The following is a 16961-nucleotide window of genomic DNA, read 5'->3' as shown; positions in this document are numbered from 1 at the left end:
GAACAGGAAGGAGACTCGCATGACCGAAGCCGTAATCGTATCGACTGCGCGCACGCCGCTGGCGAAATCGTGGCGTGGCGCCTTCAACATGACGCACGGCGCGACGCTCGGCGGCCACGTGGTCGCCGCCGCGCTCGAACGCACCGGGCTCGACCCCGCGCGCGTCGAGGACGTGATCATCGGCTGTGCGAACCCGGAAGGCGCGACGGGCGTCAATATCGCGCGCCAGATCGCGCTGCGCGCGGGGCTGCCGGTGAGCGTGCCGGGCATGACGGTGAACCGCTTCTGCTCGTCCGGGCTGCAGACGATCGCGCTCGCCGCGCAGCGGATCATCGCGGGCGAAGGCGACGTGTATGTGGCGGGCGGCGTCGAGTCGATCTCGTGCGTGCAGAACGAAATGAACCGGCACATGGTGCACGAGGGCTGGCTGCTCGAACACAAGCCGGAGATCTACTGGAACATGTTGCAGACCGCCGAGAACGTCGCGAAGCGCTACGGGATCTCGAAGGAGCGGCAGGACGAATACGGCGTGCAGTCGCAACTGAGGGCGGCGGCCGCGCAGGCGGCGGGGCGCTTCGATGCCGAGATCGTGCCGATCACCGTGCGCGCCGGCATTGCCGACAAGGCGACCGGACGGCTCTTCACGAAGGAAGTGACGGTGTCGGCCGATGAAGGCATCCGGTCGGACACGACGCTCGACGGCGTGTCGAAGATCCGCTCGGCGGTGCCGGGCGGCGTGATCACCGCCGGCAACGCGAGCCAGTTCTCCGACGGCGCGTCCGCGTGCGTGGTGATGAGCGCCGATGCCGCGCAGAAGGAAGGCCTGCAGCCGCTCGGCGTGTTCCGCGGCTTCGCGGTCGCCGGCTGCGAGCCGGACGAGATGGGCATCGGCCCGGTGTTCGCGGTGCCGAAGCTGCTGAAGCAGGCCGGGCTGAAGGTCGAGGACATCGGCCTGTGGGAGCTCAACGAGGCATTCGCGGTGCAGGTGCTGTATTGCCGCGACACGCTCGGCATTCCCGAGGACCGGCTCAACGTGAACGGCGGCGCGATCGCCGTCGGGCATCCGTACGGCGTGTCGGGCGCGCGCCTGACCGGCCATGCGTTGATCGAAGGCAAGCGGCGCGGCGTGAAATACGCGGTCGTGACGATGTGCATCGGCGGCGGGCAGGGCGCGGCCGGCCTGTTCGAAATCGTCTGACCTTGGCGCAGTCGGCGTGCGTTGCCCGCACGCCGGCTGCGCCGCCGCGCGCGGGAGCCGCGCCCCGCACACGACGCTATGTCCGATCGACTCCATCCGATACGGACGCGAATCAATCCGCGCGGTCGCACCGCTGCCGTTTCCCCTTACTTGTCAAACGAATCGCCCCACCTATACTAGCCTCTGACATTTGCCTTTCGGTATTGGGGGCCGGATTGCGCGTCGCGCAGGCAGTCGCCGCGCATGCCCCGTCAGCTGGGACGGGCGATGTGTCGTGACCCGGCGTCTTTCGTGTTCGAACAACGCAGCGGATCGATCGGGGGCCGAATTGAGCACGACATACACCGCAAGCGAGCCGCCACGCGCCGTCAGCGCCGTCGCGAAGATCTACGCGAAGTGCCTGCTGATCGGGTTCGCACTGCTGCCAGCCTATCTCATTGCATATCTGTGGTTCTTCGGCGATCCGCACCTGACGTTCGAGAACCACGCGTTCCACGAAATCGCGATTGCCGCGGCGACGCTCGAGGGCGCCTTCGTCACGTACGTGACTTGGGTGTGCTACCGCTCGTCCGGCGAACCGCTGCTGCGCTGGCTGACGCTCGGCTTTCTCGGCTTCGCGATGATCTATGCGCTGCACGGCCTCTTCACCGGGATGGCGCATCACAATATCTGGCTGTTCCTGCTTTACGGACCGGCGTCGCGGCTCGTGATGGCGATCCTGCTGCTGACCGGGCTGATGTCGTATTCGCGGCCGTCCGATCGCGTCGACCGGCGCACGAGCCTGCGCACCTGGCTGCCGTGGGTCGTGTTCTTCCTGGTCGTCGATGCCGCGGTTGCGTACATCGCCTATTCGCCTGTCGCCGGCACGCTCGGCACCCGCCTGTCGATGGAGGGCGGCGCGATGGTGTTCTCGATGCTCAACGTCGGCGTGCTGCTCGCGCGGCGCATCCGCTCGCCGTTGATGGCGATCTACGGGATGTCGATCACCGCGTTCGCGCTGTCGTCGCTCGCGTTCATTCTCGGCAAGCCGTGGAACCACATGTGGTGGCTCGCGCATGCGATTTTCGCGGGCGGGTTCTTCCTGCTGAGTTACGGCGTCGTGCAGGCGCTGCAGACCACGCGCTCGTTTTCGGCGATCTACAGCCAGGAAGACCTGATGAGCCGGCTGTCGGAATCGATGTCGCGCACCGAGAGCGCGTTGCAGGAACTGCGGCGCACCAACCAGAAACTCGAATACCTGGCCGCGACCGACCCGCTGACGGGCGCGTCGAACCGCCGCCAGTTCATCGGCCTCGTCGAACGCGAGATCCAGCGCGCGGAACGCGACGGCAAGCCGTTCTCGCTGCTTGCGTTCGATCTCGACAATTTCAAGAACATCAACGACGCGTACGGGCACCAGATCGGCGACGAGGTGCTGCGCGGCGTCGTGCGGCAATGCATCGAGGCGATCCGGCCGGGGAGCGGGATCGCGCGGGGCGGTGGCGAGGAGTTCGTGGTTCGGCCGGCGGGCGGGATTGCGCGGGTCGGCGGCGAGGAGTTCATGGCGCTGCTGCCGGAGATGCCGCTCGAGGGCGCGCGGATGACGGCCGAGCGCTTGCGCTCGTCGATCGCGAGCGCGCCGTTCGGGCTCGATTTCAAGCGGGTGCAGGTGACGGTCAGCGTCGGCGTCGCGCAGTACGGGATCGACGGCAGCACGGTCGACGCGCTGCTGCGCGCGGTGGACGAGCGGCTGTACCAGGCGAAGCGCGAAGGGCGCAACCGCGTCGTTGCGCATTGACGGCGGTTGGGGCGAGACGTGCGATGGAGCGATGCGAGTGCGTCAGTCGCCTGCATCGACGATCAATTCCGGATTCAGTGCGCGAATCCGCTGATCGATGAAGTAGCCGCCGCCCTCCTGGTAACGCAGATACACGCGTCCGCATGGCCGGCACCGGCAGACGCTGCAGCGGTTGTACGGAAAATGACGCACGGCGATCGGCGCATCTGCCGACCAGTAGCGCGTTCCGTCCGGATGATATTCGTCAAAGGCGGGTTCGTCGGTCTCGTCCGGCGCCACAAGCGTTCCGACCACTTCCAGTTGAGATTCCGGCAGCGACAGCGGCAGGCTCGTCCATCCTTCAAGCGGCGTTTTCGTGCAGGTGCACGACGACGACACGGCGGCCGATTGGCGTGCCAGTTCCAGCAGCGCGGCGTGCGCGAGATAGGGCGGGCGATTCATGGAGGGCGTTTCGCGTAACAGGGACAAGTCGGCAGTGTAGCCAACCGGCGCGGATCACGTGCGCCTGCGTCTGTCCGTCCATCCGGCTGGCGAGCCGGGTGGGGCCGGATTCCCGGTCGACGAGGTTTGGGCCACAATGGCACACCATCACGACCTGAAACTGGAGCAAACGAAGTGATCCGACATATCGTCATGTGGAAACTGCATTGACATTTGTGATCGTAAGATGATGATTGGTAACGAATTAGTTGGCGAAATGGGCGTTTGATACCCACTCTAATACCCCCTTTTTCATGTGCTGGATCGACTGGCCACAGCGCGACCATGGATGTTGAGCCGTTAGACTGGATTCGTCGCCATCCGGCCGGTTGTTGCCGATGGCGAGCGACAGCTACCGGCCAGCTTCGGTCATTGCCAGGCGCTCCGGTTCGGACGATCGATCGTCGCTTTCGTCTATACAACGGACATCTAGCCCGCCGGCGCAACGGTCGCATCTTTTAGTAAGTGGCGTTCGAAACGCCTGTCCACCCAGTTTAATGAGAAGATTTACGCTCCATACCGTTCCGTTCTCGGGGAGCCGCATGAGAGTGACACATTGCTACTGGTCAGTCTGCTTTGTACCGCTTCAGGCACAGGATCCTAAATTCTTCGGATTTTCAGAGTTCCTGGCGGCCCTCGCACTAATGGTTTTGGCGTGGACTATCGCGGACATCCGGTACCGGTTCAGGGTTAGAACCGCGCCACTTCCACTGCAAGGAGGAACGTACACAATCGTCGGAATAGTTGGCGCACTTACCTTGCTGACTGACTGGTGGCGTGCGGAACAGTGGCTTGTTCCCGAAGGAAAGCTCCTGACACCCGCCTCCTGGCAAGCGTTGTTAGGGGCCATATTTCTCGCGAATTTTATGGTCTGGGCTTGGTTTGCTTTTGTTCGGCCGCCCGTCTTTGGCCGCTGGAACGCTAAGCGCTTTGCCCGTCAGCTCTACCTTGTGATCGTAAAAGGATCACCGGCTGAACTTCCAGAAATTGCGGACGAACTGGAGCGGTCAGCGAAGCATCTGATTCGGCACACCTGGTCTCTTACCGAAGTGGAGGCACAAAGGAAGTTGCTTTCACGCGGTCAAGTGCCAACGCATACGCGCAGCAGTAGCACTCGTCAATGCGCGCACGACGTGCTACTACTTCTCGCGGACCGCAAATTCTGTAGAAACGTCGTACAGTTCGCGCCTTCTACCGCATTGGCGCTTTTTGAAGCAATCAATACGCAGAAAAAATATGACGTCGCGCTCGGCACGTTCGCCAAGAATATTACATCCGAGGCGATAGCCAACAAGGATTCGTTTGCTTTTCACGAAGTCGCTGGGTATCAGACAGGATTCATCGGATACCACAAACCGCTGACCTCAGCGCTTTACGGAAACTATTCAGTGGTAAGTAAGCTCGATCACGTCTTTGACGTTCACCATGACGAAGTGCGGGAATGGCAAGCGGATCAATGGATTGCCTTCTGCCGCCTTGTTCTGGTGACATTCCGGAGCTATGTAGATACGGGCGCAAAAACGGAACCACCATTCGTCCTGAATCGCGTCGCCGGAGTGATTTCCCGCGCCCCCGTCGCCCTCTATAAGCTGAACGGTGTGCCGACAGATAGTTTGGCAGATGGAGAGGTGAACAAGCTATCTGCAGCGGTCAAGTTCGCGACGGACGCAATAGAGATTCTTGATGCCAGCGAGCGCCGACCAAACGTTCCGTTACGGCGTCACAAAATGGATCCGCAAAGCGACGTCTATATGCTGGTATCAAGAGTAATCGTTGACGTGGTTGTCCTAGCCTCAACGGTCAAACAACCTCGCGATAGGTGCTGGTCGGTCCAGTACATCGTCGTATGGAGCGAATTGATTGATCTCCGAATGACCGGGCCAGCAGGAAAAATCGTTTTGCATAAGGTGCGGCGACAGCTCTATAACGAGGTCGTCAGAATGAGCAAGTTTCCTAATTTTAAGAGCTCGAAATTGCTTGCGCTGCTTCTCAACGTCATGGGGATACGGTACCAAAAGGCGACCTCCGACCGGCCAATCAGCCCACTTCATAAAGCTGTGTTGAGCTGGGTCAAACAAAACTACGTGCGTTTGGCGGACCAAAGTCCAAGGGTCGCTGGTGACTGCCTGCCCGAAGGAATCACGTATGACCCTGATGGCCCACGATTAGTGATGACTGGAATTGCGATTCTAGATCGTGCACCTTCCCAAATTATTCTGGATCTAAATCCTCGGATTCAGCAATAAAATGAACACCGCACATCACTGTGCCCGAGCGACGTGAAGGGCAGTAGTGTGACGCCGGCCTGTTCAGCAAATGAGCCTATTTTGTGACTATTACTGGTCAGGCCGGGGTGCGAGATAGGCGTCTCATACAGATTCGAAGTAGCCATTCGTTTGCCGTGAGCTCGAATGACCGTAACGGGTCGATCTGCGCTGGTCGTGCGTCACAGGGCGGTGGCCGGCCGCGTTCGGCCACTAGCGGCCGCTGGTGCGAGGAAAGCCACGTCGCTCAGCAGTCGCCTGCCCGTTCGAAGCGGACATTGCCACACGCAAGGGCTGGCAGAAACACGAGGCCGCCTCTATTTCGGGTTCAAGAGTTCGTCTTTTATGCGTTCCCTGCCTTTCTCACGTAACGCACGCCAAAATTTTTGCGAAGGGCGTTCTGGTTCCTGTCGCAGCTCTAAGAAGTATTCTGCGGCCCCTTCGGCTCGCAAGGTTACTTGATCGAAAAGATGATTGAGCCGGCCGGGGCACTGTTTAATTCCGGGGTTCACGACGGTCAGTTGTCGATCGCCTGAGAATGAAAGCCAGTCCACGATCCCTTCGTCAATGTGTCTGTCACCGAATCCGTATCCGATACACACCAGGTGCGATGAGTAATTCAAGTAACCACGGAACAGAGACAGAAACTCCGGCGGCGCTATCTGAGAGATTTTGGGCGAAAATTTATGTGCTCCGCTCAACAGGCTATTTCGAAGAAACTGAAGTTGCCCATTGTGATCTAGATAGGTATGTTCATTAACTGCACGAACGCCGTCTCGTTTCCCCAATGCGAGATCAATCTTCGCAACAGTTTCCAGTTGCTCGACATAGGACGCTGCACGATTTTCTTTTGCAGCGATTTTGATATAGCTGAGCTCGTCGCCGCTCCCAAAAATATCGAGTGATCCATGCAGCTTGATTAGGTTGACACCGGTCTCTCCCGGTTTGAAGAAATCGTAGTCGTTAGCGTTGATTGCCTGGCGAGATAAGTGGGCGACATTTATCGCGGTGAAACCTCCACTGCCGTCGTTCATTTGAAGTTCATCATTGCCATGAAAGCCAGTTTTCAGGGGAATAGAAAATTTCGCAGCGAGCAATTCAAACATGACATCGTGGTTAAGCGAGAAAACCCAGAGTGGTTTGCTGTCGACCATCAAGCTGCGAATGCCCCCAAAACTATCTAAAGCGGCCATCGCAAAGTCAAAATTCCTGAGCTGACGGTCAAGCAATAGCCCGTGGACCGTTTGTAACAAAAATGCATGAAGTCCATGGAGCTCGCCTCTCCGGCCCGCGTCCTGCTCGCGCGCAAAATCCACCTCGATAGCACCAATGATGCTTTCATAGTGCAGCTGCGAATTTTGTAGCCGCGAAATAAGCATCGCAACGATGTCATCGCTCCAACCGTTTTGGTGACTTTTTTGATGCTCGTTGATTTCGTGAATTTTATCCGGCGTCAGCCACCTCTTTATTTCGGCAGTTAGTTCCGAAACTAATGGCATGGCGCAGTCGTATGACGAGCCCGCACCTAAAAATAACGCTTGCATTCTTTCTCACTCCCCCTGCTTAACGACAAAGCTCTCAATTGGAATTTTCTGCGAATCTTACCCGTTTGTGCGTTCCAGAAATAATACTACTCTAGGCAACAACTCCCCCTTGCGTGCTCTTGCGGTCGCAACATGATGGAGGCTTGAATGTCCGCCGCAGCGTCAAGCGTCCGGCAGGGTGGACGATGCGTCGAACGACCGTTACACCGTGAAAGCGTCCATCGGCAGTACGCAAGGTCGAACGGCGCATACGGGTCGATCACGGCCCTTGATAGGGGCACGTCGAAGTAATTTCAGACCTGATCGGATGCTGGCTGGGGGATCAGGTCTGGACTTGGACATGTTATTGGGCGGCGGACGTTTCGCGTGATGTGATGGAACGAATCCATGCTTGTACTTCTGTCTCTGCCCATAGTGAGAGATTGCGAACTCGTCGTGGTCTCGGGAAACTACCATCCTTCATCATGTCGTAGATCGTCGTCTTGCCCAAGCCGACCATGTCGAGAACGGTCGGCAGTCGCAACAGTCGTTCGGTTGTGGCGTTCAATTCACTGTTCCTCGTTATTCGATGACGGGCTGGGTTGCACGGGCGAGTTGCATGAGCCCCGTTTCAAGCGTGATCGCGGCGGTCGCGGCCCAAGTGCGCGCATCCTGTGCCGCCTTGTGGCGGGCGAATGATCCGATCTCGTCGGCCATCAGGTCCAGCAGCTCGACGTCGGCCGCGTGCGAGATGTCAGTGATTAGCGAGCGGATCTTGATGCGCAGGTCGTCAATCTGCGCGAGCCTGCCTTGGCGGGCATTCGCCAAGGCTTCGTTTCTCTGGATTGCTTTACGCCGCGCGAGCGGCGCATCGTTGTTCTGGATCGTTGTTGCGGGCGTCAGCCCGCTGCTGTTCGACTGCGTCGAAGTACCGTTGACGCTCGCCAGTGCGAGAGCCGGGCGCTGTTTCGTGTGTTCCCGCTTTCGCGGCAGCGGACGTGGGGTAGAAAGGGCCGGGCGCGAGGTCAATTTGCGGCTCCTCTTGGGAACGGCCATGCTGACGCAGGGTCGAGGCCGGGCTTCGCCTTCTGTGTCGGGAACGCGGAATCGAGCAACGCGCGGTTCGACGTGATCCGCCGCTTGTTCTCGATGGCCGTCAACACGTCCGTCAGGTCCGGACGTTGCCCTTTGGCCGTGGCTGTTGAGAATTCGGCGGTCATGTCGGGGTCGGGCATGCCGACGATCTCGTTCGCCCACGCGAGAATTCGCTTGAATGCTGCTTGCTCCGACTTGGTCCGCCCGTGGACGGGCGACTTAATTGTGTCGACGAGCCGCGCAGCGCCCGAGCGAATGGCCTGAACGCGCGTCCATACTGCGCGCGTCTGCGAAGATACCTTCAGAGGGTCGCTCGCGAAGCTGGTGCCGGTGTTGTATTCGATCGCATAGATCCATGCTCCGGGAGCCGGTTGAGCGATACGAATGTGGGCGAGCGGTCCCTTGATCCTGTCGGTTCGCTCGGGGCCTCGAAGTGTCTCGATTGGTTCACAGCAGCCGTTCTCGTCCGGCTCGGCGATAGGCCATGATTTCCCGGCGGGGCGAGCGTCGAGTAGATCGGCAAGCGGCATCAGCGCGGTGTGAACGGCATCTATCGTCACGGGTGCCAGTTTTCCGAAACCTTCGTCGTGCAACACCGCCTGCAGCGCCTGCAAAAGTTGCTTTGAGTGCTTCTCGCTGATCTTGGAAGGCGCAGCCGTAATCAGGCCGGTAGGCGCATGTGCTGGCGCCTGTGCCGCGGACGGGGCGTCTGCTGCCGTCGTCGCGGGGGAAGGTGTCGCAGCGCGTGCGGTGGCCGTCGACGATGCATGCGTGGACGGCGGTGCCTGATCCGGCAGTGCATCGATCAGGGGTATCGCTTCGAGGTACTTCTTCGTGACCTTCTGTTTGCCTGCTTCCTCAGCTCTGGAGATCCCGACGACGATGCGTTCGAGTGCCTTGTCGCCGCCGTGCTGGCGGATCTGTTCGATCGCCAGTGTGCCGGCGATGGTGCCTTCGCGTACGAGCTGGTGCAGTTCGGCCGGTGCGCGTTCGAGCAGGCCGACATCGCGAATCGTTTGGTCAGTGACATTCAGCCGCTTGCAGATCTCTGCGAGGGTCATGCCGTGAATGTCGCGTAATTCGGCGACCGCCGCAGCCAAATCAAGGGGCGACGAACGCTTGCTGTCGTTGCTGAGGTAGCCGTCGATCACCATATCAGCGCGGTTGACGGTCTTGGCGTCACGGACGACGACGGGGATCTTGCCGAGTTTCTTTCCAGCCTTGATTGCATTGCCGGCCGCGAGGTAGCGATGTTGGCCCTTGTAAATGTAGAGCAGATCCTTGCCGTCGACCTTTCGCGCGTAGCAATGGAGCGGGGAACCCTTGTCGTATCCGTTCGCGGAGATCAGGGCCGTGAGATGCGTCACCCACTCGGGATCAACCGGGCGAACGTTGTCCGCCGGGTCATGGTGCAGTTGCTCGTAGGGGACCATCCACAGATCTGCCGACGTCGCGCCGGCTGCGGCTGCTGCGGCCTTGATGTTCCCGGTCGGAATCGGAGCGGTCAGATTGAGCGGCTGGGTGCGGTCGTCCATCATGCGGTCCTCCGGCGTTGAACGAGCTGTTCAAGGCGCGCGACCTCGAGGTCTATGCTCTGACGGAACAGGCGCAGATAGCGCAACGCCTGCGCGGCGGAATCTTGCAGAGAGTCGGCCGTGATCTCGAGCGGGTACAGGTGCGGGAACGAGACGGCGACGTGGCTCCCTTGGTTGCGCGTGACGATCGGATGGAACGCGGGCCGAGTGTGCATCGAGCCGGCGGTGACTGCCGCGTATGCCGCCCGTCGGGGCTTGAACGTGTCGTCGGGGGCGCTGGCGTACGTGCCGTCCGCTTGCTTGCACGGGATCGGAAGCGGCGGGGCAGCGTCAGATCCGGCCAGCCAGTACACAAAGCGCAGATCGTGAGGGCGCGGCTGGCGACGAAGCAGTCCGCCGCGAGCGAGCTTGTCGATGTGCTGTGCCGCGACGCTCGCCATATCCGGGAAGTGCGTCCTGCAGACCTCGTCGGACGTCATCGCGCGCGTCAGACGGCGGAACACGTCGAGGATGCGAATGGTGAGGTCTGCGCGCTGGCCGGCCGTCAGGTCCACAAACGGATTGAGCGGCTGTGCGGTATGTGCCGGTGCTGGCGTCATGCAGCCTCCCGGATCGTGAATGCGCGCGGCTTACGCGGCTTCTTCGCCTTGGCGATCGCATCGGATGCTGCGACGCCTGCTGCGCGTTTCGCGTCGCGCAGGCGCTTGATGGCGGTGGCACAGTCGGCCTCGCTCGGGATCGAGATCTGCGTGCCGGCGATCTCGGCCCCGTCGAGGATCATGTAAAGCGTGTGCAGGCTGTCGGGAAGGGGGCGTCGAGCGACGACGTACTTGCCGACGAGAATCGGCGTTGTCGGGCGCTTTGCGTTCCGGTCGTAACGAACGACGGTTCGCAGGGACAGAGTGTCGCGACGCTCGACGTCGAAAAGAGGCTTGGCTTTGACTTTGATTCGCGGCATGGCATGTCTCCATGACGCCGGGGCCGCTTGCCCCGGCAGGGTCGGGGCGGTTTAGGCGGTGACTCGGTAGGCGGTCGGCGGCTCGTCGATCGGGCCGTCTTGGAACACGTTGACGACAATGAACAGCAGGGCCGCGACGAGGGTCCAGCGGAAGATCGCCGACTTCTCAAAGTTGCTTTGGCGGGCCGGCTCGGACGGCGTGACGCAGGGAATTTGTTCGTCGCGGAGCCAGTCCTGACGGGCTTCCGCGTGCAGATCGGTCGATTCCATGGTGGTTCTCCGGTTGAGCGTCGGGTGACGCGACAGCCGGAGTATCCCCGTTAGGATATATTGATGTCAATCCCTATAGGGATATTTGTCGTTGTAAGTAGCCCGCCGGGGATGGCGGGCACACCTTGGAGGTTACTTGGGCGTCGTTCGGTGGGTGGTGAGGCTTGCGAGAAAATGGGCGGCCAAAACTAGCGTGCTGTCGATCCACGGGATCGCGTTGATGTATGCGCAGGTAGTCAAGGCAATCGCTGCCATTACGCCGAGTGCGATGTTGCCGTTTTGGCGAGGGCGGGGTTTGGGCTTGCCCTTTGTGTGGTGGCGGATTCGTGCCGACAGGTGACTCAAGCCATTGAGCATTTCGTCGGCGAGGTCGGGTTCGATCCCCTTTGCGGAGATGCTGATTGTCCCGTCCGCCTGCATGGAAACGCACGCGATCGCAATGATCGAGTCTTCGGCGTGTCGAGCCATCTGCTCGCGCAGGTATTCTCGAATTGCCTGGTGCCGGAGGGTCCGGCCATGCGTCGTGAGGTGGTAGACGTTATCGGCGTTGCTTTCTGGTCGCTCGGAATGCGGGGTCGCGGCGTGGTTTCTCATTGCTCAACGTTTGATTTGATAATGGGCGTTGAGCGGCAACACCCGCTCGCCGTTTGGACTCGGCGGTGGCGGGAATTTCTTCTGAGATGCTGAGGGAGCCATCCGCTTCCACGTGGGCGGTGCTGGTCTGGCTCAGAACGAACTCTATATAGCTTTCAATCTTGGCCTTTTCTGACGCCGGCAGCGCGGCGACGAGCGATCGGTCGAACCTTAGCAATTCCTGCTCGGACTCGTCGTCGGTCAGGAGTGCGCCTGGAGGTACGCCGATTGCCTCGGCGAGTGCCTCGATGATGTACAGCTGCGTGTCTATCTCCCCCTTGAGTACGCGCGCGACACTGCTCTGCGCCACACCAGCTGCTTTGGCGAGTTGTACTTGCGTTCGGATGCGTTCGCTCGCCTCCATGTGGCGGCGAACGTTCCGCGCCAAGATCATTCGAAGCGGCGTCTTATTCATGTCCGCATATTGCCGGGAAAGATGAATCCCTTGCGAGATATTGGCGCGGGGTGGTGCGTTGAGTAAATATCCTGAATGGGATATTATTGTGGCGGTCATCATCAAAGGATCGTCATATGCGGAACTATAAGGAACCGATGCTCGACACCGTGCTGCGCCACCTTGACGCTGCTAAGGGTGGGTGGCCGGCGCTCGCCCGCCAATGTGGCATCCCCTACCAAACCTTGACAAAGATCGCTCTTCGAATTCATCGCGATCCTCGCGTCTCGACCGTACAGGCCCTGTACGACCACTTCCTCGATCACCCGACCGAGGACGATTTGCCCCCGGCGGTGCATTGACATCGTCTGTCTATCCATTGGCCGAATCGTAGTCGCGATCCCTGGGGCGCGACAGGATGAAAGCCGCCTTTACCCAATACCCGCAAATGACCTGCCGATACGACAGTACCGAATGGCTGGACGTGCTCTATACGTCCGTACGCGACACGCCCGGCGGCGTTGCCGATGCGGCGAACTATCTCACCGTCCGGCGCGGAAAAAACATCACGGCCGAGTCGCTGCGTCTGCGGTTGCGCGGCGTCGGCGACAGTCGCCTGTCGATGGAAATGTTCGAGCTGCTCGTCGAGTGGATGCAGGAGAAATCCGAGGCAAATGCGCACGCGCTCGACGCGCTGCATGCGCTGAATGCGCGTTTCGGCCTGGTCGCAGAACACGTCGACGAGCAAGCGACCGAGGACGCGCTCGAGCCAGGTGCGATGCGTCTCGTCTCGACGGCGCTACACCTGCAGGCCCATGTCGGGCGCGTGGCTGATGACGTGACGCGCGCGCTCGAGGATCAACGTATCGACGACCGCAAGGCCGAGGAGATCATTGCGACGGGGCGCAAGGGGCAGCGCCTGTTTCAGCGGCTGATACATGCCGCTCGGAACCTCGCGAAGCGTCGGCGGCGCTGATATGGAGCGATTCAAGCCCGGCATGGGGTGTTGTCGCGTGTGGCGCGAGCAAGTGGAGTTGTGCTGCGAGTATGGACAGCAGCTCGCCTGCGCCACGACCGCGCTCGCCTATCGATTCGACAACGCTCCGGATCAGGTCGGCCGATTCCTCTTGGACCTCATATCGACCTTCCCCGATCGCCTCGCCGTGTTCCTCGCGGAAGCAGGGCGGGTCGGCAAGGTCAACGTGTTCATCGGGGTCGCCGCTCGTTCGTGTGCGGCGCTGCCTACCAAGGCGGAACGCCACGCGTTCCGCGACCAGATCGTCGGCCAGCTTTGCGCGGCCGACCTTTCGGCGTTCGACGACCAGATGTCCGCTGAGTGGCGTCGGCTGCGCGGCAAATAACCGGAGATCTAAGTGAAGGTAAGTGGAACGAGTGGCGCATTGCGACGCGGAACATCGCAATACCGACGTTCGCCGAGCGGGCCGCAGTGCTACGCCGCCGGGCGAAGCGTGTGGCGCAACTATTCGCACAAGGTCGCGCGCGATCGCCGGCTCGCCGAGCTAGCCGCGAACCGCAGTGCGCGCTAACGGGGATCGCAATGGACAGCGATCGCCATCGACACAGGAGGGTCTATGCAAAAGGGTACTTCGACGGCCTCGCGGCGGCAGGAGGGGGCATGACGCCTGAACGCCGTGAATCAATTGTGCGCGAGCTTCCGATACAGGCTCAAAAGGTCTTTGAAAGTGTGCCGGGCGGTGCGGCGTGGACAGCGCAGCACATCGCGTCGGACCTGTATGCCACGACCAAATCGAGCATGGAACTGCGCACGGTAAAGGGCTGCCTTGACAGGCTCGTCGACGCGGGCATCGTCAAGGAAGCGCCGCGAGGCCATTTCCAACGCGCAAAAGTATCGATGCCACGCATGGAGCAAGACGCCGATCCGGTCCATCCGGCCGAGTCGGAGGTATCGGCAGCAAGTCAGCCGCCCGCGATCGAGCCGATTGATCTTCTATCAGGCATTGCAGGGCGCTTGTCACGTCTATCCGACGATATCCGGGCGATCACGTCGGATCTGGAAACGGCGGCGCTCAGGATCGAGGAACAGCGTGAGTGCAACGAACGTGGCGTCGAGAAGCTGAGGCAACTGCAGACGCTTCTCAAGGAATTGTGATCCGGTCGTGACGCGCGGCCAAAGCAACTTTGGTGTGCCCGTGGCGATGGCCCGGGGCGCACGAACAATGGAGGTGAATTTCGCATGGCAACACTTGACCAGATCATTCAGCAACTGCGCGCGGCGGGTCATCCTGACCTGCCCGCCGGCCATCCGGTCGCGGATGGTAAGCATCACCGGTACGGGCCGCGCAAGAAGTACTGGTATCAGCTTCGCGAGGTTGTCAGCAAGGGCGCCGTGATCGGCTACGGCGGCACGTTCGGGCACTTTTCGGGTGACGATCCGGGCACCGAGCGCTTCGAGTGGAGCGGCGCACCGCTGACCGAAGAAGTGCTCGCCGAAACCCGTCGTCGGCAGGAATCGGCCGAGCGCGGGCAAGCCGAGCGCGAGGCTCGGCAGGCGAAGCTCGCCGCGAACCGCGCGCACGGTCAGTGGAGCCGCGCGACCGAGGATGGTACGTCCGCGTACCTGGAGCGCAAGCACATCACGGCCGAGGGTGTGCGCTTCGATGCGGACGGCACGATCTTCGTGCCGATGTACCAGTATGGCGACGAGCCGCGTCTCGTCGGCCTGCAGAAGATTACGCCGGACGGCGCGAAGCGCTTCAACAAGGGCATGGAGAAGAAGGGCGCATCATATGTGCTCGGCGAGGTCGGCACGGACGACCAGGTCGTGCTGGTTGCCGAAGGCTACGCGACCGCACGCGCGATCCGCATGGCGATCGACGACGCGTTCGCGGTCGACGTCTGCTTCGACGCGGGCGGCATCTTCCCGGCCGTGCGCTACCTGCGCGCAACGTATCCGGACGTGCACGTGCTGGTCTGCGCCGATGACGACTGGAAGATCGAGCAGCGCATGCGCGATTGGCTCGCCGATGAATTCGCTTTCCGTGGCGAACTGGTCTTCGGTGCCGAGCCGGTCCGGATTGAGGCGAAGAATACGTGGTACATGGTCGCCGCGTCCCGCCGTCGTGACGATAATGGCGTGCCGTACGTTGAGGTGAGCTACGGTAACGACGTGATGCCGCTGCGTCGCAAGCGCTTCGAGAACACCGGCCTGAAGCGCGCGTACGAGGCGGCAGCCGAGGTCGACGACGTCAGCGTCGTCTATCCGGCATTTGCTAATCGTGGCGAGCGCAAGCTGACCGACTTCAATGACCTGCACGTCGAAGAGGGTTTCGAAGTCGTTGAAGCGCAGATACAGGCGGCGATCTTGCGCGTCATCGCGCCAGCGAACGACGATATCCGGCCGGCGGCGACGGACGTATCGATCGCGGACGCTTCGCTGACGAAACCCGCCGCGACGTCCGCTGCCGCGCATCTGCCGGAATGGGACGGCCGCGAAGTGGAGAACGGCGCACACACATGGGAGCAGGATCTGGCGCGGTCCGACAAGGGCACGCTGTTGCCGACGCTCGGCAACGTCCACCTGATCCTGTCGAATCACAATGCGTGGCAGGGCGTAATCGAACAGGACGATTTCGGTGGCCGGGTGATGAAGCGCCGTGCGCCGCCATTTCCGCAAGGTGTGACGGGCGAGTGGACCGACATGGATGATCAGCGCTGCGTGCTCTGGTTGTCGCAGCGGTACGGCCTCTCTGTGCGCACCGATATCGTGATGAATGCAGTCCTGCTGGTTGCTGACGCGACCCACTTCCATGACGTGCGCGAATACCTCGAGGGGCTGAAATGGGATGGTATGCCGCGCGTGCGATCGATGCCGTCGACGTACCTGCGTGTGGCCGATAGCGAATATGTGCAGCTCGCATTCATGAAATGGATGATCGCGGCCGTGGCTCGCGTGATGGATCCGGGCTGCAAGGTCGACAACGTCCTGATCCTCGAAGGCAAGCAGGGTGCCCGCAAATCGACGGCGCTGAAGGTGCTGGCCGGCGCTCCATGGTTCACCGATACGCCGATCCAGATCGGCAACAAGGACACATACGCGGTGCTAGCCGGCAAGTGGGTGATCGAGCTGGCCGAACTGGATTCGCTGAACAAGGCCGACTCGTCGGCGGTGAAGAGCTTCTTCGCGACGGCCGTTGACCGGTTCCGCAACTTCTACGGCAAGCGGGCAACCGACGTACCGCGCCAGTGCGTGTTCGCCGGCTCGGTCAACTTCGACACGTACCTGAAGGACGAATCGGGCAACCGGCGCTATTGGCCGCTGCGTGTCGGCGGTCTGGTCGACATCGACGGCATCGTGGCCGTCCGTGATCAGCTTTGGGCCGAGGCCGTGCACCTGTACCGCTCGGGCGTCGTGTGGCACGTGACGGAGCAGGAACGCCCGCTGTTCGAGATCGAGCAGGCAGAGCGCTACGAGGGCGACGTGTACGAGGACAAGATCGCCAAGGCCCTGGAATTCGTGACGCGCACGACGATGGAAGAAATCCTCGCGGACATCCTGAAGCTCGACACGTCGAAATGGACGCTGGCGGAACAGCGCCGCATTGGCAAGGCGCTGAAGTCGCTCGGTTGGGTGCGCAAGCGGGAGTCGACCGGTTCGCGCGGGTGGTACTACGTGCGCGAGGAGCAGGAGCCGGAAGTCGAGCGCGAGCTGGTTGTGGCGGGCGATGACGACAGTCCGCTGTGATGGTTTGGCGCGCTGTGCCTGCATGGCAGGCGCGCCACTGTACCAGCCTTGGCGCGCCGTGGACGTCCCATGTCCCAACGTCCCAAGGCGCGGTCTCGGGCGCGGGTGCAG

18 protein-coding genes are annotated in these 16961 nt (G+C 61.3%); 8 read left to right on the top strand and 10 right to left on the bottom strand.

Annotated elements, in window-relative coordinates; genetic code table 11:
- The first annotated feature begins 19 nt into the window (after positions 1–19).
- Together ACFIMZ_RS11590 and ACFIMZ_RS11585 are read left to right on the top strand one after the other, a co-directional pair.
- Positions 20–1198, top strand: a complete 1179-nt coding sequence (locus tag ACFIMZ_RS11590; protein ID WP_431819642.1) for an acetyl-CoA C-acyltransferase — start codon at positions 20–22, stop codon at positions 1196–1198.
- Positions 1199–1526: 328 nt separating this feature from the next.
- Positions 1527–2975 (top strand): diguanylate cyclase, encoded by a 1449-nt coding sequence (locus tag ACFIMZ_RS11585; protein WP_431819641.1) that lies wholly within the window; start codon positions 1527–1529, stop codon positions 2973–2975.
- 42 nt (positions 2976–3017) lie between these two features.
- Here ACFIMZ_RS11585 and ACFIMZ_RS11580 read toward each other — a convergent pair whose 3' ends face one another.
- Positions 3018–3416 carry a hypothetical protein gene (locus ACFIMZ_RS11580; RefSeq protein WP_431819640.1) on the bottom strand — a complete coding sequence of 133 codons (399 nt, stop codon included), beginning with the start codon at positions 3414–3416 and terminating at the stop codon, positions 3018–3020.
- Positions 3417–3997: 581 nt separating this feature from the next.
- Between ACFIMZ_RS11580 and ACFIMZ_RS11575 the strand changes: the two genes are divergently transcribed.
- Positions 3998–5701, top strand: coding sequence for a hypothetical protein (locus tag ACFIMZ_RS11575; protein WP_431819639.1), 1704 nt, complete (start codon positions 3998–4000; stop codon positions 5699–5701).
- Between the two features lie 335 nt (positions 5702–6036).
- Here the strand turns inward: ACFIMZ_RS11575 and ACFIMZ_RS11570 are convergent, their stop codons facing one another.
- The 9 genes from ACFIMZ_RS11570 to ACFIMZ_RS11530 all read right to left on the bottom strand — a co-directional run bounded on the left by ACFIMZ_RS11570 (position 6037) and on the right by ACFIMZ_RS11530 (position 12250).
- Entirely contained in the window at positions 6037–7263 is a 1227-nt protein-coding gene (locus ACFIMZ_RS11570) for a hypothetical protein (RefSeq protein WP_431819638.1), read from the bottom strand.
- A 343-nt stretch (positions 7264–7606) separates the two neighbouring features.
- A complete protein-coding gene (locus ACFIMZ_RS11565) occupies positions 7607–7762 on the bottom strand; it encodes a helix-turn-helix transcriptional regulator (RefSeq protein WP_431822482.1) in 156 nt (51 codons plus the stop codon).
- Positions 7763–7824: 62 nt separating this feature from the next.
- A complete protein-coding gene (locus tag ACFIMZ_RS11560) occupies positions 7825–8271 on the bottom strand; it encodes a hypothetical protein (RefSeq protein ID WP_431819637.1) in 447 nt (148 codons plus the stop codon).
- Positions 8268–9872, bottom strand: coding sequence for a ParB/RepB/Spo0J family partition protein (locus ACFIMZ_RS11555; protein ID WP_431822481.1), 1605 nt, complete (start codon positions 9870–9872; stop codon positions 8268–8270). The genes ACFIMZ_RS11560 and ACFIMZ_RS11555 overlap by 4 nt, the downstream gene beginning before the upstream one ends.
- Positions 9872–10471 carry a hypothetical protein gene (locus ACFIMZ_RS11550; protein WP_431819636.1) on the bottom strand — a complete coding sequence of 200 codons (600 nt, stop codon included), beginning with the start codon at positions 10469–10471 and terminating at the stop codon, positions 9872–9874. The genes ACFIMZ_RS11555 and ACFIMZ_RS11550 overlap by 1 nt, the downstream gene beginning before the upstream one ends.
- Positions 10468–10830 carry a beta-hexosaminidase gene (locus tag ACFIMZ_RS11545; protein WP_071739015.1) on the bottom strand — a complete coding sequence of 121 codons (363 nt, stop codon included), beginning with the start codon at positions 10828–10830 and terminating at the stop codon, positions 10468–10470. Before ACFIMZ_RS11545 ends, ACFIMZ_RS11550 begins: the two co-directional genes overlap by 4 nt.
- Positions 10831–10881: 51 nt before the next feature.
- Positions 10882–11100, bottom strand: coding sequence for a hypothetical protein (locus ACFIMZ_RS11540; protein ID WP_431819635.1), 219 nt, complete (start codon positions 11098–11100; stop codon positions 10882–10884).
- Between the two features lie 132 nt (positions 11101–11232).
- Positions 11233–11694, bottom strand: coding sequence for a hypothetical protein (locus tag ACFIMZ_RS11535; RefSeq protein ID WP_431819634.1), 462 nt, complete (start codon positions 11692–11694; stop codon positions 11233–11235).
- Positions 11639–12250 carry a helix-turn-helix domain-containing protein gene (locus ACFIMZ_RS11530; protein WP_431819633.1) on the bottom strand — a complete coding sequence of 204 codons (612 nt, stop codon included), beginning with the start codon at positions 12248–12250 and terminating at the stop codon, positions 11639–11641. Before ACFIMZ_RS11530 ends, ACFIMZ_RS11535 begins: the two co-directional genes overlap by 56 nt.
- A gap of 35 nt (positions 12251–12285) precedes the next feature.
- Here ACFIMZ_RS11530 and ACFIMZ_RS11525 point away from each other — a divergent pair, with 35 nt between their 5' ends.
- The 5 genes from ACFIMZ_RS11525 to ACFIMZ_RS11505 all read left to right on the top strand — a co-directional run bounded on the left by ACFIMZ_RS11525 (position 12286) and on the right by ACFIMZ_RS11505 (position 16850).
- Positions 12286–12489 (top strand): hypothetical protein, encoded by a 204-nt coding sequence (locus tag ACFIMZ_RS11525; protein WP_431819632.1) that lies wholly within the window; start codon positions 12286–12288, stop codon positions 12487–12489.
- Positions 12490–12575: 86 nt separating this feature from the next.
- Complete coding sequence (locus ACFIMZ_RS11520; protein ID WP_431819631.1) at positions 12576–13103, top strand: phage regulatory CII family protein; 528 nt, start codon at positions 12576–12578, stop codon at positions 13101–13103.
- A 1-nt stretch (position 13104) separates the two neighbouring features.
- Positions 13105–13488 carry a hypothetical protein gene (locus ACFIMZ_RS11515; RefSeq protein WP_431819630.1) on the top strand — a complete coding sequence of 128 codons (384 nt, stop codon included), beginning with the start codon at positions 13105–13107 and terminating at the stop codon, positions 13486–13488.
- A gap of 275 nt (positions 13489–13763) precedes the next feature.
- Positions 13764–14258, top strand: a complete 495-nt coding sequence (locus tag ACFIMZ_RS11510) for a hypothetical protein (protein ID WP_063892039.1) — start codon at positions 13764–13766, stop codon at positions 14256–14258.
- Positions 14259–14342: 84 nt separating this feature from the next.
- Positions 14343–16850 (top strand): VapE domain-containing protein, encoded by a 2508-nt coding sequence (locus ACFIMZ_RS11505; protein ID WP_431819629.1) that lies wholly within the window; start codon positions 14343–14345, stop codon positions 16848–16850.
- The last annotated feature ends 111 nt before the right edge of the window (positions 16851–16961 follow it).

Source organism: Burkholderia sp. F1 (assembly GCF_050813845.1).
GTDB lineage: Bacteria > Pseudomonadota > Gammaproteobacteria > Burkholderiales > Burkholderiaceae > Burkholderia > Burkholderia ubonensis.
The sequence above is the reverse complement of the archived record's forward strand: the minus strand, read 5'-3'. Positions and strand labels throughout refer to the sequence as shown.

Bases quoted from the DNA above. Each gene is read 5' to 3' on its own strand.
- ACFIMZ_RS11590 (WP_431819642.1), top strand. From the start codon at position 20: ATGACCGAAGCCGTAATCGTATCGACTGCGCGCACGCCGCTGGCGAAA.
- ACFIMZ_RS11580 (WP_431819640.1), bottom strand. From the start codon at position 3,416: ATGAATCGCCCGCCCTATCTCGCGCACGCCGCGCTGCTGGAACTGGCA.
- ACFIMZ_RS11575 (WP_431819639.1), top strand. From the start codon at position 3,998: ATGAGAGTGACACATTGCTACTGGTCAGTCTGCTTTGTACCGCTTCAG.
- ACFIMZ_RS11570 (WP_431819638.1), bottom strand. From the start codon at position 7,263: ATGCAAGCGTTATTTTTAGGTGCGGGCTCGTCATACGACTGCGCCATG.
- ACFIMZ_RS11565 (WP_431822482.1), bottom strand. From the start codon at position 7,762: ATGGTCGGCTTGGGCAAGACGACGATCTACGACATGATGAAGGATGGT.
- ACFIMZ_RS11555 (WP_431822481.1), bottom strand. From the start codon at position 9,872: ATGGACGACCGCACCCAGCCGCTCAATCTGACCGCTCCGATTCCGACC.
- ACFIMZ_RS11550 (WP_431819636.1), bottom strand. From the start codon at position 10,471: ATGACGCCAGCACCGGCACATACCGCACAGCCGCTCAATCCGTTTGTG.
- ACFIMZ_RS11545 (WP_071739015.1), bottom strand. From the start codon at position 10,830: ATGCCGCGAATCAAAGTCAAAGCCAAGCCTCTTTTCGACGTCGAGCGT.
- ACFIMZ_RS11540 (WP_431819635.1), bottom strand. From the start codon at position 11,100: ATGGAATCGACCGATCTGCACGCGGAAGCCCGTCAGGACTGGCTCCGC.
- ACFIMZ_RS11535 (WP_431819634.1), bottom strand. From the start codon at position 11,694: ATGAGAAACCACGCCGCGACCCCGCATTCCGAGCGACCAGAAAGCAAC.
- ACFIMZ_RS11530 (WP_431819633.1), bottom strand. From the start codon at position 12,250: ATGATGACCGCCACAATAATATCCCATTCAGGATATTTACTCAACGCA.
- ACFIMZ_RS11525 (WP_431819632.1), top strand. From the start codon at position 12,286: ATGCTCGACACCGTGCTGCGCCACCTTGACGCTGCTAAGGGTGGGTGG.
- ACFIMZ_RS11520 (WP_431819631.1), top strand. From the start codon at position 12,576: ATGACCTGCCGATACGACAGTACCGAATGGCTGGACGTGCTCTATACG.
- ACFIMZ_RS11515 (WP_431819630.1), top strand. From the start codon at position 13,105: ATGGAGCGATTCAAGCCCGGCATGGGGTGTTGTCGCGTGTGGCGCGAG.
- ACFIMZ_RS11510 (WP_063892039.1), top strand. From the start codon at position 13,764: ATGACGCCTGAACGCCGTGAATCAATTGTGCGCGAGCTTCCGATACAG.
- ACFIMZ_RS11505 (WP_431819629.1), top strand. From the start codon at position 14,343: ATGGCAACACTTGACCAGATCATTCAGCAACTGCGCGCGGCGGGTCAT.